Source organism: Deltaproteobacteria bacterium (genome assembly GCA_009692615.1).
Lineage (GTDB): Bacteria > Desulfobacterota > Binatia > UBA9968 > UBA9968 > DP-20.
This window is the reverse complement of the sequence record SHYW01000065.1, coordinates 1-15,541: the sequence shown is the minus strand read 5'-3', so window position 1 is coordinate 15,541 and position 15,541 is coordinate 1. Positions and strand designations below refer to the sequence as shown.

General features: G+C 57.1%; 14 protein-coding genes. All 14 read left to right on the top strand.

Annotated features, from left to right (window positions below; all coding sequences use genetic code 11):
- The first annotated feature begins 52 nt into the window (after positions 1–52).
- Positions 53–1,372, top strand: coding sequence for an MFS transporter (locus tag EXR70_15750; protein MSP39942.1), 1,320 nt, complete (start codon positions 53–55; stop codon positions 1,370–1,372).
- A gap of 50 nt (positions 1,373–1,422) precedes the next feature.
- Positions 1,423–3,966: a M1 family peptidase gene (locus EXR70_15745; protein ID MSP39941.1), complete on the top strand. Its 2,544-nt coding sequence runs from the start codon at positions 1,423–1,425 to the stop codon at positions 3,964–3,966.
- A 237-nt stretch (positions 3,967–4,203) separates the two neighbouring features.
- Complete coding sequence (locus EXR70_15740) at positions 4,204–4,893, top strand: TetR/AcrR family transcriptional regulator (GenBank protein MSP39940.1); 690 nt, start codon at positions 4,204–4,206, stop codon at positions 4,891–4,893.
- 65 nt (positions 4,894–4,958) lie between these two features.
- Positions 4,959–5,384 (top strand): hypothetical protein, encoded by a 426-nt coding sequence (locus tag EXR70_15735; protein MSP39939.1) that lies wholly within the window; start codon positions 4,959–4,961, stop codon positions 5,382–5,384.
- A 48-nt stretch (positions 5,385–5,432) separates the two neighbouring features.
- Complete coding sequence (locus EXR70_15730; GenBank protein ID MSP39938.1) at positions 5,433–6,569, top strand: efflux RND transporter periplasmic adaptor subunit; 1,137 nt, start codon at positions 5,433–5,435, stop codon at positions 6,567–6,569.
- Positions 6,566–9,703: an efflux RND transporter permease subunit gene (locus EXR70_15725; protein ID MSP39937.1), complete on the top strand. Its 3,138-nt coding sequence runs from the start codon at positions 6,566–6,568 to the stop codon at positions 9,701–9,703. Before EXR70_15730 ends, EXR70_15725 begins: the two co-directional genes overlap by 4 nt.
- Positions 9,704–9,836: 133 nt before the next feature.
- Positions 9,837–11,267 (top strand): efflux transporter outer membrane subunit, encoded by a 1,431-nt coding sequence (locus EXR70_15720; protein ID MSP39936.1) that lies wholly within the window; start codon positions 9,837–9,839, stop codon positions 11,265–11,267.
- A 73-nt stretch (positions 11,268–11,340) separates the two neighbouring features.
- Positions 11,341–12,528 (top strand): amidohydrolase, encoded by a 1,188-nt coding sequence (locus tag EXR70_15715; protein MSP39935.1) that lies wholly within the window; start codon positions 11,341–11,343, stop codon positions 12,526–12,528.
- 101 nt (positions 12,529–12,629) lie between these two features.
- Positions 12,630–13,409, top strand: a complete 780-nt coding sequence (locus EXR70_15710) for an ATP-binding cassette domain-containing protein (GenBank protein ID MSP39934.1) — start codon at positions 12,630–12,632, stop codon at positions 13,407–13,409.
- A gap of 24 nt (positions 13,410–13,433) precedes the next feature.
- The gene (locus EXR70_15705; protein ID MSP39933.1) at positions 13,434–14,303 is read left to right on the top strand and encodes a pirin family protein; all 870 of its coding nucleotides are present in this window, start codon (positions 13,434–13,436) and stop codon (positions 14,301–14,303) included.
- Between the two features lie 79 nt (positions 14,304–14,382).
- A complete protein-coding gene (locus EXR70_15700; protein MSP39932.1) occupies positions 14,383–14,568 on the top strand; it encodes a hypothetical protein in 186 nt (61 codons plus the stop codon).
- The gene (locus EXR70_15695; protein MSP39931.1) at positions 14,556–14,849 is read left to right on the top strand and encodes a type II toxin-antitoxin system RelE/ParE family toxin; all 294 of its coding nucleotides are present in this window, start codon (positions 14,556–14,558) and stop codon (positions 14,847–14,849) included. Before EXR70_15700 ends, EXR70_15695 begins: the two co-directional genes overlap by 13 nt.
- 40 nt (positions 14,850–14,889) lie before the next feature.
- Positions 14,890–15,282, top strand: coding sequence for a hypothetical protein (locus tag EXR70_15690; protein ID MSP39930.1), 393 nt, complete (start codon positions 14,890–14,892; stop codon positions 15,280–15,282).
- Between the two features lie 143 nt (positions 15,283–15,425).
- A partial coding sequence (locus tag EXR70_15685) for a helix-turn-helix domain-containing protein (protein MSP39929.1) occupies positions 15,426–15,541 on the top strand: 116 nt, incomplete at its 3' end.

The window sequence follows — 15,541 nt, the reverse complement described above, 5'->3', positions numbered from 1 at the left end:
AAAAAGGAATCGGAGATCTGCGCCGGTTCGCTTACCGAAACTCTTCCTGAACGTGATTCGCAATTTAAGAAACAGTTTTGCCAACCTCTATGCCGGTTGGATCATGGTGGGTTTGGTCTCGGCGATGCGGGTGATCGGCGGCGGGCTCCATGGCTACGGCTTTACGGTTTTCTTTTTGCCCGTGAGCCACGATCTGGGGCTCAACCGGGCGCAAACTTCGCTGGCGTTCTCGTTGGCCCGCGCCGAGGGTGCCATCGAGGCGCCGCTGATCGGTTACCTGGTCGACCGTTTCGGCCCGCGGCCGTTGATGATCGCCGCGGCGTCGCTGGCGGGCATCGGCTACATCGCGCTCTCGTGGGTCAATGGCTACGGCGCATTTTTGATCGTCTATCTCGGCTTGATCTCCCTGGCTTATTCCGCCGGCTTTATTCAAACCCCGATGGTGATCGCCAACAATTGGTTCATCAGAAAACGGGCGCGGGCGATGACCGTGGTCGGTTCGGCGGTGACCATCGGCGGTACGCTCATCACGCCGGCGCTGGCGGCGGTGGTGACTCGTTTCGGTTGGCGTTGGGGCGCGTTTATCGCCGGCTGTGCTTTCTTGATCGTCTGCATCCCGCTGAGTCTCAAAGTCGTTCGCTCGCCGGAAAGCATCGGCATGGAACCGGACGGCGCTGGCGCCATTCACATCGCCCCGCGCGCCGGTGGTGCTGCGGCAGCATTGTCGAGCGCGCGGACCATCGGCGACGACGTGACCGCCAGGGACGCGCTCAAGACATTGGCCTTCTGGTCTCTGGCGTTTTCCATGTTGGTGCGCGTCGGCACGCAAAGCACTTTGATGGTGCATTTCATTCCGATCATGGTTTGGAAGGGCATCAGCCAGGAACGGGCGGCGGTGTTGTTGAGCGTGTTCGCTTTCCTCAATTTACTGTTTCACTTTTTGCTCGGCTGGATCGCCGACCGGGTCAACAAACCGAAGCTGCTGTCGCTGTGGATGGCTTTGCCGCTGAGCGCCATCGTGATTCTGATCGTCGGCGAATCGCAGCTGTCGCTTTGGCTGTTCGCGATTTTTTATTCGGCTCTGGATGCTGCTTTCCCGGTCACCTGGGCGATCAGCGGCGATTTTTTCGGGCGCAAGCACTTCGCCACGATTCGCGGTAACATGACCTTCTGCTATATGTGGGGCAGCGCCCTCGGCCCGGTGATCGCCGGCTATGTTTACGATCAGACCCAGAGCTATGGCTCGGTGCTGTGGGGCCTGGTCGTGACATTGTCGTTGTCGGTGTTGCTGACCGGGCTCTTGATCAAGCCGTGGAAATTGAAGACCGCCGCACTCGGCGGCGCCGCAGTTGGGTTAACGCCTTCGAGCTAAACGGGCGCCGTGGAGATTCGCGTAATTTAATCTTGAGCGAGGAAGTTGTTATGGCCGAAGCAAAATCACATCGACTACCGACCACCGTGACACCTGAGCGCTACGCGCTGCGCTTGACGCCGGATCTGACGACCTGGACATTTAGTGGCGAGGAAACGGTAAGGTTAAAAATTCATCAGCTGGTGGGTGAGATCGTTGTCAACGCCGCCGAGTTGGAAATTCATTCGGTTAGGTTCAAAGACGCCAGCGGTAATGTGCAGAGCGCCAGCGTCAGCTTCGACAAAGAAAACGAACAGGTGAGGTTCGTCTTCGCGAATGAAATCACTATCGGTAGCGGCGAATTGCAGATTCAATTCACCGGCATCTTGAACGACAAGCTGCATGGTTTCTACCGCAGCACTTATCAAGGCGCCGACGGCCAAGACAAACCGTTGGCATCGACCCAGTTCGAATCCACCGACGCGCGCCGGGCGTTTCCCTGCTGGGATGAGCCGGCAATCAAAGCGGTCTATCAAGTGACGCTGGTGGTCGACGAAAAACTCACGGCGATCTCCAATGCCGGCGTGGTGCGCGAAACGGGGTTGGGCAATGGTAAAAAGGAAGTAGTATTTGCCGACACTATGAAGATGTCGACTTACTTAGTCGCGTTTATCGTCGGCGAGTTCGAAGCCACCGCGCCGGTGCTGGTTGGCAAGGCGCCGCTGCGCGTGTGGGCGGTGCCCGGCAAAAAACGCTTGGCGAATTTCGCCGTCGACATTGGCCGAGCTTCGCTGGAACATTTCAGCAACTATTACGGTATCGCGTATCCCGGCGATAAGTTGGACTTGATCGCGATCCCCGATTTCGCCTCCGGCGCCATGGAAAACTTGGGCGCCATCACCTTTCGCGAAACCGCCTTGTTGGTAGATGCGGAAAAAGCTACGCGCGCCGAACTCGAACGCGTCGCCGACGTAGTTTCCCACGAGAACGCCCATATGTGGTTCGGCGATCTGGTGACCATGCAGTGGTGGAACGGCTTGTGGCTGAACGAAGCCTTCGCGACCTTCATGGAAATGCTCGCGGTGGATGCTTGGAAGCCGGAGTGGCGCCGTTGGGATAGTTTTACCGTGTCGCGCGCCGCGGCGATGCAAGTGGACGGACTCAAGAGCACCCGGCCCATCGAGTTTCCGGTGGAAAAGCCGGAAGAAGCGGCAGGCATGTTCGATGTGCTGACTTATGAAAAAGGCGCGTCGGTATTGCGCATGTTGGAGCAGTATCTTGGCGCTGAACCGTTTCGCGACGGCATTCGCCTGTATCTCCAGCGCCATCAATACGCCAACGCCGAAACCACCGATCTGTGGGATGCGCTGGAGGATTCGACCAAGCAGCCGGTTCGCGCTCTGATGCATACCTGGATATTTCAGCCGGGCTATCCGCTGATCAGCGTCGAGAAGGAGGGCAAGAGCCTAAAGCTCGGCCAACGGATCTTTCGCTATATTCAGGACGGCAGCGATGGGGCTCGCAAGTGGCATGCGCCGATATTTTTGCGCGTCGGGACCAAGTCGGGAGTGAAGACTCAGACGCTGCTGCTGACCGACCAAGAGCAGCGCGTCAGTTTTGCCGATGACATCGAGTGGGCGGTGGTCAACGCCGGAGCCCACGGATTTTACCGCGTGCGCTACAGCGGCGAGCTGGCTGCGGCGTTAAAGCAGGGCCGGCGTGAAATCCTCACGGCGGTGGAAAGATTTAGTTTGATTAACGACGCTTGGGCGACGACCTTGGCCGGACTCACTTCACTTACGGACTACCTTGAGTTGATCGAACTGATGGGCGACGAGGACGATGTCAACGTCTGGAGTACGGTGATCGGTTCCTGTCATCACCTATTGCGGATTCTTGACGAACAGCAGGGCGCCAAGTTGGCGCAGCGCTTACAGTCTTTATTCGCGCCGGCAGTCGATCGGCTCGGTTGGTCGGCGCGTGTCGGTGAAAGCGAACTGGTCAGTCAGTTGCGCGGCGATTTGATCGCTGCTTTGGGGACCGTCGCCGACGACAAGTCGACTCATGAGCGGGCACGCGCGTTGTTCAGCGCCTACGAAAAGAATAGCGATGCGGTCGAGCGCAATTTGATTCCCGCGCTGGTAGCAATCGTGGCGTACACCGGCAACGCCGCCGATTACGACAAGTTTGTCGCGAAATTCAAGAACGCCAAAACGCCGCAGGAGGAGACGCGCTATCTATTCGCGCTGGGAAATTTTCGCGAGCCGCAGTTGATCGAGCGGACATTGGCTCTGACGATCAACGGCGAAGTGCGCACGCAGAATTCGCCTTACTTGATGCGCGGGATGCTGTTGAACCGCCAGGGACGCGAGCAGGCTTGGACGTTCATGAAAAATAATTGGCAAGAAATGCTGCGCCAGTATCCCGATAATTCGATCCCACGCATGTGCGAAGGCATCGTCGGGTTGGTCAGCGCTGAGATCGAAGCCGATGTAAATAATTTTTTTAACGCCCATCCGGTCAAGCAGGGGAGTAAGCAGATGGAGCAACATTTGGAACGCCTGCGCATCGCCGTGGCGTGCCAGCAACGTTGGCGGGATTTTTATGCTGTCTAAGGGCACTCGTCGAGCGGTTGCTTAACTAACCTCGAAGACCGCGGCCAAAGCCTATTCTAGGTTGGGTTCGTGATATCTAGCTGCTTCGGTGATATCGACGTCACCATACAGATAAATATTAATCTTCCGAAAAATTTCACTAATATTAGTAGCTTATGCAGGTTGTTGCGAATTCATAAAATCTTAAACAAATTTCCTTGACAGGAAAGGTGAGTAAATGCTAACTAACTAACCCTGATGGGAAACGTTCCGCGGTTAACCGCTGAAGCACGCAAGGAAGCCATCGTCGAAGCGGTCCAGGACATCTTCGCCGAAAAGGGCTTCGACGGCGTTACTATCAAAGAGCTGGCCCAAGCTGCCGGGGTGTCCGAGGCGCTGCTCTACAAGCATTTCCCGAGTAAAGAGTCGCTGTATGCGGCGATGCTGGATGCTTGCTCCAAGGGTCCGACGTTCGCGGAAGCGAGCCGGATTCTCGAATTCGAGGCGTCGACATCGACACTAGTCGTAATGGTTCATTTTATGATATCGCATTACGTCTTGGGCCGAGTTGGCGACATCCATCGGGCGGCATTGAATTCGCTCTTGGTGCGCAGCTTGTTGGGCGATGGCGAGTTGGTTCGACTGATGCACAAGAAGCTTGCCGCAGCGTGGCTGGAAAAATTCGCCGCTTGTTTGCATGCGGCGGCGGCGGCCGGAGAAATGCACGATACGCCGATTCACCGGGAACTTGGTGTTTGGTTTGTCCAACATGTGGCCTTTTCGCTGATGTTGCACCTGCGGCCACCGACGCCGGCCGTCGACTACAAAGTTTCTCGGGAAGATTTGGTTTCCCAAGCGACCTGGTTTGCGTTGTTGGGAGTCGGGCTCAAGGAAGAAGCGGTGCGGCGCTACTATAGTCCGAAGGCGTTGCAGTTGTTGGCAAGTTAATCGGTTTTTTTTCGCGGTTAGTAAATCTAGACGATTGGTCTTTTTATCCATAGGGGAGGGGTAAAATGGAACTCAAAGAAACAAACACAAACACCACCGGTCCGCGCACGGCGGGAATGGAAGACCGGATCGGTTCGCTGTTTCAGCCGGACACGTTGCTGGGCGAGGACTACGCCGCGAACTTTCGCCGCAAGATTCCGCTCGAGCCTGAGCGCACGCTGTTGTTGGCGGTTTTGGAAGACGGCATCCGCTGCTTTCAAGAGAACTTGTTCGCCATCAGCGGCAAGCGCCGCACCTTGTTCGACGAGGCCAAAGACTGGTTGTTCAGCGACGATGCAGATTGGTTCTGTTCCTTCGTTTCGCTCTGCACTTTGCTCAACCTCGAGCCCAACTACATTCGCCGCGGTCTGCGCGAGTGGGAAGCACGGGCGCGGAATGCGAACCAGAAAAAAATCCAAGGGGCGGTCCTAGAGCAACGCATGGTTGCGTAGACGTGGAGTTCCCACGTGCGATGACGTCAACCTAATTTTTCAACGGCGGTGAACCTGAGGTTCGCCGCCGTAGTCGTTTTCGCGACATTTCTTTCGGCTTGCGGTAAAGATCCTCCAGTCGAGTTTCAACGGCCGCCGGCGCCGGTCACGGTGGCCGCGGCGATCTCACAAAACGTTCCGATCTACATCGACGCCGTGGGCAAAATCGTTGCCCGCGAAGTCGTATCGATTCAGCCCCAGGTTTCCGGGCGCATCACGCAAATTCATTTCACCGACGGCGCTGACGTTAAACTTGGCGATCCGCTTTTCACTATCGATCCGCGCCCCTACCAAGCGCAGCTCCAACAAGCGGAAGCTAATCTGGCGCAAGCCGAAGCGGTGTCGAGTTTGGCGAAGAGTTCGTTTGCTCGGGTAGAAAGCGTCAGCGATCCGCGGGCGATTTCGCGTCAGGACTACGACACCAAGAAGATCGCGGTGCAGGCTGCCGACGCGCTGATCAAACAGAACCGCGCCGCGGTCGAGAACGCGCGCTTAAATCTCGACTATTGCACGATTCGCTCGCCCATCGCCGGCCGGGCCGGCCAGCGCACCGTCGATGTCGGCAATGTGGTTGCGGCCAATGGCGCTTCGCTGCTTGTCATCCAACGGCTCGATCCGGTCTATGCCGATTTTACCGTGACTGAAAACGATTTGACCGCGGTGCAGCGCCACATGGCCAAGCGCGGTTTGCGCGTCGAAGTGCGCCTGCCAGACGACGGCGCCGACGCGCGCGAGAGTAAGCTCACCTTTGTCGACAACGCGGTGCAAGACGGCACAGGTTCGGTGAGGCTGCGCGCGACGTTGACTAACGCCGACCGCCGTTTCTGGCCGGGGCGCTTCGCCAAAGTTCGCTTGGTACTCGATACTCATGTCGATGCGGTCTTAATCCCCGCCGGGGCGGCGCAAACCGCGGCCCAGGGTCCGTTCGTCTACGTGATCAAAAGCGATTCCTCCGCCGAGTTACGACCGGTCAAACTCGGCCAGCGCCAGGGCGACTCCGTCGTTATCGATGACGGTGTCAAAGCCGGCGAACAAATCGTCGTCAATGGCCAGCTCGGCATCACGCCAGGCGGCAAGGTCCGTGTGGTTCAACCTAGCACCGCTGGTAACGCGCCCGCGCAGTCGAAGTCCGCCACCAAGCCGTGAACTTCTCCGAGCCATTCATCCGCCGTCCGGTGCTGACAACGGTCTTGACCTTGTCGGTGATGCTGTTCGGCGTGCTCAGTTATTTTCGCTTGCCGGTGAACGATTTGCCGGCGGTGGATTATCCGGTCATCCAGGTTCAAGCGGATTATCTCGGCGCCAGTCCAGAGACGGTGGCCAACAACATCGCGACGCCGCTGGAACGTCAGTTCATGCAGATCAATGGCCTGGAGCTGGTGACTTCAAAGAGCACTCAAGGCCACACCAGTTTGACGCTCCAATTCGCGCTGAGCAAAAGCATCGATGCGGCGGCCACCGACGTGCAGACCGCGATTTCCCAGGCGACGGGCAGTCTGCCGGTCGATCTGCCGTCGCCGCCGACATTTTCGAAAACCAATCCTAACGACCAACCGATCATGTACATCGCGCTCACCAGCGACTCGGTGACGCGCGGCCAGTTGTACGATTACGGCAGCACGCAAATCGGCCAGCGCATCAGTATTCTCGCGGGCGTCTCGCGGGTCTCGGTGTTCGGCACCAAGTCGGCGATCCGCATCAAAGCCGATCCCTCGGCGATGTGGGCGCGCAATATTTCCATCGACGATTTAGCGGCGGCGATTAAAAGCGGCACGAGTTACAGCGGCGCGGGCCAGTTCGACGGCTCCAGCGGCACGACGCTGCTCCGGCCCCAAGGGCAGCTCGACAGCGCCCAGGGCTACAGCGATTTAATTATCGGCAGCAAGAACGATGCGCCGATCTACTTGCGCGACGTCGCTCAGGTGCGCGAGTCGGTGCAGGACGAACGGTTGAGCATGCGCTTTTGGGCGCGCGGCTATCCGGTGCCGGCAGCGACTGTAGTGTTGGCGGTTTATCGCCAAGCCGGCGCCAATGCCGTCGAGGTCGCCAACAGCATTCGATCTCTGTTGCCGCTGATTAGCGCCGAGCTGCCAGGCTCGGTGCGCATCACGCCGCTCTACGACCGCTCGCGCGGCATCGTCAATTCGGTCAACGACGTGCAAGAGACACTGGCGATCGCCTTCGTGCTCGTGGTGCTGGTGATTTTTCTTTTTCTCGGCCGGGCCACCGATACGTTGATTCCGGCGGTGGCGCTGCCGATTTCCTTGCTGCTGACTTTCGTGGCGATGCACCTGCTCGGTTACAGCTTGGACAATTTATCGCTGATGGCGCTGACTTTGGCGATCGGCTTTCTGGTCGACGATGCCATCGTGTTTTTGGAAAACACCGTGCGCCGCATGGAAGAGGGCGCCGATGCGCTCAGCGCGACCATCCAGAGCGCCAAGGAAATCAGTTTCACGATTCTCTCGATGACGATCTCGCTGGCGGCGGTGTTCCTGCCGTTAGTCTTCATGCCGGGGCTCGTCGGCCGAATCTTTCGCGAGTTCGCCATCACCATCGTCGTCGCCATCATCGCTTCCGGTCTGGTGTCACTGACCCTGACGCCGCTCATGTGCGCGCGCTTGCTCAAAGCGCGCGGCGAGGCCACCAAGCGCAGCTGGATGGAGCGAAAAATCGGCGGCGTGGAAAAACGCGTCCTTACCGCATATGGAAAATATCTCACCTGGTTTCTCGACCACCGCTGGGTCTCGGCGTTGATCTGGGTCGCTTGCTTGGCGGGCACGGTGGGATTTTTTCTGATTATTCCGAAAGCCTTTTTGTCGCCTGGCGACAGCAGCGTGATCACTGGAGTGTTTATCGCTCGCGAAGGATCTTCGCCCGAGCAGATGCGCGCGATTCAGGACCAAGTCGATGCCGCGCTGCTACAGAATCCCAACGTTCTCGCCACCGTCGAAGTCACCGGTCTGAGCCAATTCCTTGCGTCGAACCAAGGAATTATTTTTACCTTTCTCAAGCCGCCGGCGGGGCGTGCGCCGATCCAACAGGAAGTGGCAAAATTAATGGGCAGCTTGGGATCGATTCCCGGAATCATCGCGCCCTTGCGTGCATTCCCCGTACTTGAGATCAGCACCGGCGCGACCAATCAGAATCAAGGGCAGTACGCGTTTTCCATCTCCGGTGTTAACCCCGATCAGGTTTACGAAGCGGGTGCAAAGCTAATGGCGAGGCTGCGCGATTTTTCCGGTTTTCTCACGGTCTTGTCAGATTATTACAACAACACGCCCAATCTCGATATCGAGCTGCGCCGCGAACAGGCCAAGAGCTACGGCGTTTCCGAAACGCGCATTCTAACTCTGATCCGCAACGCTTACGCGCAGAATTATTTATACTTGATCAAGAAGCCGGCCGATCAGTATCAAGTGATCCTCGAAGCGGCGGACGCGGCGCGCTCGACGCCGGATAATTTATCGCTGCTCTATATTCGCTCCGACGACGGCAAGCGGCTGGTGCCGCTGAGCGCGCTGGTGACTTGGAAGTTTTCTCTTGGCCCCCAGGCCGTCAATCATCTCAATCAGTTCACCAGCATGACGATCTCGTTCAACCTCAAGCCTGGCGTGGAGATCGGCGATGCGACCGATTTTATCGCCAAAGCCTCAGCCGAAGTCGTGCCGTCGACGTTGCGCGCGAGCTTGCAAGGCGAGGCGCTTACCTTCCGCGACACGGTGCGCGATTTGACTATGCTCATGGCGCTGGCGGTGTTCGTCATGTATGTGATCCTGGCGATTCTTTACGAGAGCTATCTCCATCCGTTGACTGTTTTGTCGACGCTGCCGACGGCTCTGGTCGGCGGGCTGGCGACGCTTTTTCTTTTTCGCGAGCAGGCGTCGCTCTATGCCTTCATCGGCATGTTCATGCTCATGGGCATCGTCAAGAAGAACGGCATCCTGATCGTCGACTTCGCCTTGCAGCGCGTCGCCCACGGCGAAGCGGCGGCAAAAGCGATCCACGACGCCAGCATGGACCGCTTCCGGCCGATTCTCATGACCACCTTGGCCGCGGTGTTCGGCGCGATTCCAATTGCGTTGGGCTTCGGCGCCGACGGCGCGTCGCGCCGGCCGTTGGGTTTGGTGATCGTCGGCGGTCTGGTTGTTTCTCAATTCATCACCCTGTTCATCACGCCGGTGATCTATCTTTATCTGGAGGACTTCCAAGAAAAGGTTTTGGACCGCACGTCGTTTTTCCGTTCAACGCGGAGCGCCGCGGCGCAACAGAAGAGTTAACTCGGAAGAATGATTCGGATGATTAACCGCACCCTTCGACAGTGCTCAGGGCGATCGGGGCGCAAAGGGCGAAAAAAAAATTAGAATTTTGCCGGGGCGGGTTTTAAACCCGCCCTCTTGGCTGAGATTAAAAATGCGCAGATTGCTCATCGGAATGTTTCTGTTCAGTGTCGGTTGTTCGGTTGGACCGGACTGTCAGGCGCCGAAATCCTCCATGCCTTCGGCGTGGTTGGAAGGGTGGAACTTCGGTGTCGACGCCCAGCCGGCCGAGTTGGCGCGCTGGTGGACGGAGTTCAACGATCCGATTTTAAATTCTCTGGTCGAACGGGCGGCGCAGTCTAATTTGGATATCTTCGTCGCTGAAGCGCGCATTCGCGAGGCGCGCGCCGTGCTCGGTGTCACCGAATCCGGCGGGTGGCCTTCGGTGAACACGACCAGTTCCTACGCGCGCAGCCGTACCAGCGCGAATTCATTTTCTTCCGGCGGCCAAAGCAGCGGCGGTTCGTCGTTCTCATCGCCAAATAATTTAGAACACGATCTGTTCAAAACCGGTTTCGATGCCGGCTGGGAAATTGACATCTTTGGCGCGACGCGTCGGCGCGTCGAAGCGGCTGCGGCGAACCTCGATGCCGCGCAAGAAGATCGGCGCGCCGTGTTAGTGACATTGCTCGGCGAGGTGGCGAAGAGCTACATCGATCTGCGCGGTTTGCAGCGTCGTCTTAACGTCGCCCAAGAAAATTTGCGGGCCCAACGAGAAACTTCACGCTTGACCAAAGTGCGCTTCGAGGCCGGACTCGCCAACGGTCTGGAAGTAGCTCAGGCGGACGGGTTAGCGCAGAGCAGCGAGGCGCAGATTCCACTGCTCGAAGCAACGCTCAAACAAACCGTCTATCTCTTGGACCTGCTGCTCGGCGCTCAGCCCGGTTTGCTCTGGAAGGAGTTGGCGGCGGACGCGCCGATTCCCGCGTTGCCGCCCGAAGCTCATGTCGGCGTGCCGGCGGATTTATTGCGGCGCCGTCCCGACATTCGCCGCGCCGAGCGGCAGTTGGCCGCCGCCACGGCGCAAGTCGGCGCCGCCACCGCCGATCTCTATCCGAAGTTTTCCTTGACCGGCGCGTTCGGTTTGCAAAGCATTAGCGCTAGTGATTGGTTCACCGGGCCGAGCCGATTTTGGTCCATCGGTCCGACGATTACCTGGCCGATTTTCGACGCCGGAAAAATTCGCGCCAACATCGAAATTCGTAACGCCCAGCAAGAACAAGCTTTCGGTCTCTACGAGAAGTCGGTCATCACCGCGCTCGGCGAGGTTGAAAGCGCCTTGGTTAAATACAGTAAGGAACAGTCGCGCTATCGCGCGCTACTTGAAGCCGCCGCCGCCAACCGCAGTGCCGTGCGGCTGGCCAACGATCTTTACAAACAAGGCTTGGTCGCGTTTCTAAACGTGCTCGATGCCGAGCGCACGCTATTTGCTTCGGAAAGCGATTTGGCCCAGAGCGAAGCCAATCTGGCGGCTAATTTAGTCGTGCTTTATAAAGCTCTCGGCGGTGGCTGGAACACCAACTGACGGTTTCTATTCGACGGACGCGGAATACCATCCAGGCCGGTGCTTGCCGCGCGCCGCAGTTTGATCTATGTAAATGAGAGCGCTCGAAGTTCGCAAGTATCATCGCGCTAAAAAAAGGAGATTCGCCATGAAAGATGGATTTAAAGTTATCGACGCCGACCGGCATATTTTAGAGCCTAGCGATTTATATCAGAGATACCTACCGGAAAAATTCAGAAGCCGCGTGCGTCTCGCCGGGCCGAACCAGACCGTGCGCGAGGTCGACGGCAAACCGGTATCCGATTCGGCGATCCGTCCGGGGCGGATCACGGAAGACTACGGTTATATTTTTTCTGCATCCCAGCGCTGGCGCGAATGTTTTGCCGATGCCTACGCCAACAAGTTCGACCCGGCCTCCAACCTGCGCGATATGGATCGCGAAGGCATCGATATCTCCGTTCTGTTTCCGACCATCGGGCTTTACATCATGTGGCGCGACGACATCGATCCGGAGTTGAGCGCGGCGATTTGCCGCGCCTATAACACCTGGCTCGCCGACTACTGCGATCACGATCGCAAACGTTTGCATGGCGTCATGTTGATTCCGCTGCAGGATCCCAAGCTCGCGGCCGCGGAGGTGAGATACGCGCGCGAGAAGTTGGGACTCGTCGGCATCTTCTGGCGGCCCAACAAAATGTGCGGCCGGACTTTTTCCAGCCCGGACTATTATCCAATTTACGATGTTTGCTCTGAACTCGGCGTGACGATCTGCGTGCACGAAGGCGCGCGGACAATTCTACCGCAAGCCGGCAACGATCGTTACAGCGAATTCGGCCGCCACGTCGCCTGCCATCCGCTCGAACAAATGCTGTCCTGTTTGAACTTCTGCGCCGACGGCATTTTAGAAAAATTTCCCAAACTCAAAGTCGCGCACTTGGAAGCGGGCTGCGGCTGGGTGCCGTTCTGGTTGGAAAGAATGGACGAACACTGGGAACATGAGTCCCACGGCTCGGCCAAGATCACCAAGGAAAAACCGAGCTACTACTTCAAGCGCAACTGCTGGGTCAGTACCGAAGCCGGCGAAGAACTCGCCCCGGTATTCGTCGAGCACATCGGCGACGACTATTTGATGATCGCCACCGACTACCCGCACAGCGACGCCATTGACAAGTTTCCCAACAAGACCGTCGGCGACATGAGCGGCAACCAGAAAATCTCCAAAGCCTCGCGCACGAAGATTCTTTGGGACAATCCGACCAAGGCGTTTGGATTGGGAGCGTGAACTCGACAATAGTTTCAGAATTATAAACCTAAAAACAAAAGGCCTGGGTCGCGATGACTCGGGCCTTTGTGTTTGAAGACAATTCGATCAAGTTTAACACGATGAAACGGAGTCGAATATTGCAGTCAAGTACGCCGGCCACGTCGGCGCCATTTCTTCGTCACATTACGAGCCTGCCGGAGAAGATGGATCTGGCTAAGTTTCCTTTCAACGTGCTGGCGTTCTCGCATGGCATGGACATTGAGTTTCGCGGTAATGTAACCTTTTTCGTCGGCGAGAACGGCAGTGGGAAGTCGACGTTGCTCGAAGCGATCGCGGAGTGTTGTGGATTCAATCCCGAAGGGGGACACCGCGATCATCATTTTGCCACGTTCGGCGAACGCTCCGACCTGGCAAAGGCGCTTCGACTCTCCTGGCTGCCGAAAGTGACCGAAGGTTTTTTCATGCGCGCCGAGAGTTTTTATAACTTCGCAACCTACATCGATCAGGCTTCGATCCTGCGCGCCTACGGTGGCAAGCCGCTCCATGAGCAATCCCACGGTGAGTCCTTCCTGGCGCTTTTCACGAACCGTTTCGAGCAGGGTATTTACATCCTCGACGAGCCCGAGGCCGCGCTCTCGCCGCAACGGCAACTTTCGTTCTTGAAAGTCATCCACGATCTCGAAAAGCCGGGCCATGCTCAATTTCTCATCGTCACACACTCGCCGATCATTCTCAGCTACCCAGGCGCGGTGCTGCTCAACCTGGATGGCGATGCGATCCGTGAGGTCGCGTACGACGAAACGGATCACTACCGCGTGACGCGGGATTTTCTCAACGCGCCCGAGCGGTTCTACAAACATCTTTTCGATACGACAGGCGATGATGCTGAAGACGAGTAGCTTGCAGCACACGAGGGTGAAGTCATGAATACATATTTAAAAAGAGTGATTCACCTCATTGAACCGCAAGCAGTAGTCGAAGGCGCGGGGGTTCGGTTGAAACGAAGCATCGGCGGTCGGGCGCTCGATTTTCTCGATCCGTTTCTTTTGCTTGATCACTTCGATTCGAAAGACCCGCGGGACTACCAAGCGGGGTTTCCTTTGCATCCGCACCGGGGGATTGAGACAGTCACATACATTCTTTCCGGTGCGGTGAAGCACAAGGATTCGCTTGGCAGTACCGGAACTATTGGAGCGGGCGACGTGCAGTGGATGACCGCGGGGCGTGGCATCTTGCACGAGGAGATGCCGCAGGTTCGTCCTGAAGGTATCAGCGGATTTCAGCTTTGGGTCAATTTGGCGGCGAAGGAGAAGATGATCGCGCCGCGCTACCAAAATATTAGCGCGAACGAGATTCCACAAGTCGCGCGACCCGACGGCACGCGCATCCGCGTGATCACCGGGGTGGTGGACGGAATGAGCGGGCCGGTGAGTGGGATCTCCGTTGCGCCAACCTATTTGGACGTGAGCATTCCGGCCGGCGTGACGTTTACTTATCCGGTGGAGCACGAGCATTCCGTTTTTACTTATGTCTTCGATGGAGAGGTTAACGTTAGAGCCTCGAAGAATGATGCCGATGTGCTTGTTCATGCGCCGACGCTGCTCGTGTGGGGCGAAGGCGATGAGATTCAACTTGTCGCCACGGATTCGCCTGCGCGATTGCTGTTGGTTTCGGGCGCGCCGCTGAACGAACCGATCTCGCGCCACGGGCCGTTCGTCATGAACACGCGCGCGGAGATCGAGGCGACGCTGCGGGAATTGCGCAATGGGACGTTTCCGCCGCAGTCGATCTGATTGTTTGCCCACGTAGATTGTGTATTTGCTCGTCGATGCGGAGTGTGACAGAATTTAGCCGACGATGGAGGAGTGAGCCATGTCGAAAGCGAAAGAGGAACTAGCTAAACTTATCGAAGCTCAACCCGAAGATAGGTCGGGAGACGAGATCGTTCGTGAGCTGGCTTTCCATCTCATGGTGCAGCGGGGGCTTGCAGACTCGGACGCCGGACGGGTCATCTCGAATGACGAGATGGCGCGACGGATCCGGTCATGGCAAAAATAAACTGGACGGTGGAGGCGCAGCGCTGGCTTGAAGACATCTATGGTTATATCGCCGGCGATAATCCGCGGGCGGCCGCTGAAACCGTAAATGGCATCTATGAGAAGGCGCAGATGCTGGCTAAGTTCCCCACGATGGGTGGGCGCTATCAGGCTTCGCCCCGACATGTTCGTATACTTCTCTACCGTCACTATCGCATCGCCTATCTGATCAGAGACGATGGCAATATCGATGTGCTTGGCGTCTTTCATGGCGCCCTCGATATCAGTAAGTATCAACTCTAGTGGCGACGGAATTTGAGTTCCATAGGATAGGAGGCATTTGATGTTAAAGACACATGGCATGTTGCATTTCAGTTTACCGGTGACGGACCTGGATCGGAGCCGGAAGTTTTATGAAGGCGTGCTCGGCTTGAAAGTCGTCGAGCAGTCGCCGCGCATGGTGTTCCTGCAAACCGGCGATGACTTTCTCATTCTGGCCAAGGGCAACGACTTGATGAAATACGATACGTCGAAGTCGACGCCGGTGCACCACGCCTTCAAGGTGAAGCCGGAAGAGTTTCAGTCGTCCATCGACGAGCTGCGCAAAAACGGCGTTGAAGTCTTCAACATCGAAGAGCGCAACACGGGCGTGTTCTGGGGACCGCAGGCATATTTCTTGGATCCCGACGGGAACAAGTTGGAAATCTACGGCGGGCCTGGGGCGAAGGTAGATTAAATTGGAATGGACCTCTGAATTATTCTTATTCGTCATACCGGCGTAGGCCGGAATCCAGTCTTAGTCCCATTCGCTGCTAATTGCGAGTTTGGATTCCCTAGATTCACAAACGAAGTGCAACACTATTGGGATAAGGTGTTGCTATGGGACAAAAGTATCAACAGTTTTCGCTTGAAGAGCGCTGTACGCTTTGCCGACTTAGCCAAGCCGGGAAAACAAAGCGCCAAATCGCGGCAGCTATGGATCGCGCGCCATCGAC

Bases quoted from the DNA above. Each gene is read 5' to 3' on its own strand.
- EXR70_15720 (MSP39936.1), top strand. From the start codon at position 9,837: ATGCGCAGATTGCTCATCGGAATGTTTCTGTTCAGTGTCGGTTGTTCG.
- EXR70_15695 (MSP39931.1), top strand. From the start codon at position 14,556: ATGGCAAAAATAAACTGGACGGTGGAGGCGCAGCGCTGGCTTGAAGAC.
- EXR70_15710 (MSP39934.1), top strand. From the start codon at position 12,630: ATGAAACGGAGTCGAATATTGCAGTCAAGTACGCCGGCCACGTCGGCG.
- EXR70_15700 (MSP39932.1), top strand. From the start codon at position 14,383: ATGTCGAAAGCGAAAGAGGAACTAGCTAAACTTATCGAAGCTCAACCC.
- EXR70_15715 (MSP39935.1), top strand. From the start codon at position 11,341: ATGAGAGCGCTCGAAGTTCGCAAGTATCATCGCGCTAAAAAAAGGAGA.
- EXR70_15735 (MSP39939.1), top strand. From the start codon at position 4,959: ATGGAACTCAAAGAAACAAACACAAACACCACCGGTCCGCGCACGGCG.
- EXR70_15705 (MSP39933.1), top strand. From the start codon at position 13,434: ATGAATACATATTTAAAAAGAGTGATTCACCTCATTGAACCGCAAGCA.
- EXR70_15690 (MSP39930.1), top strand. From the start codon at position 14,890: ATGTTAAAGACACATGGCATGTTGCATTTCAGTTTACCGGTGACGGAC.
- EXR70_15740 (MSP39940.1), top strand. From the start codon at position 4,204: ATGGGAAACGTTCCGCGGTTAACCGCTGAAGCACGCAAGGAAGCCATC.
- EXR70_15745 (MSP39941.1), top strand. From the start codon at position 1,423: ATGGCCGAAGCAAAATCACATCGACTACCGACCACCGTGACACCTGAG.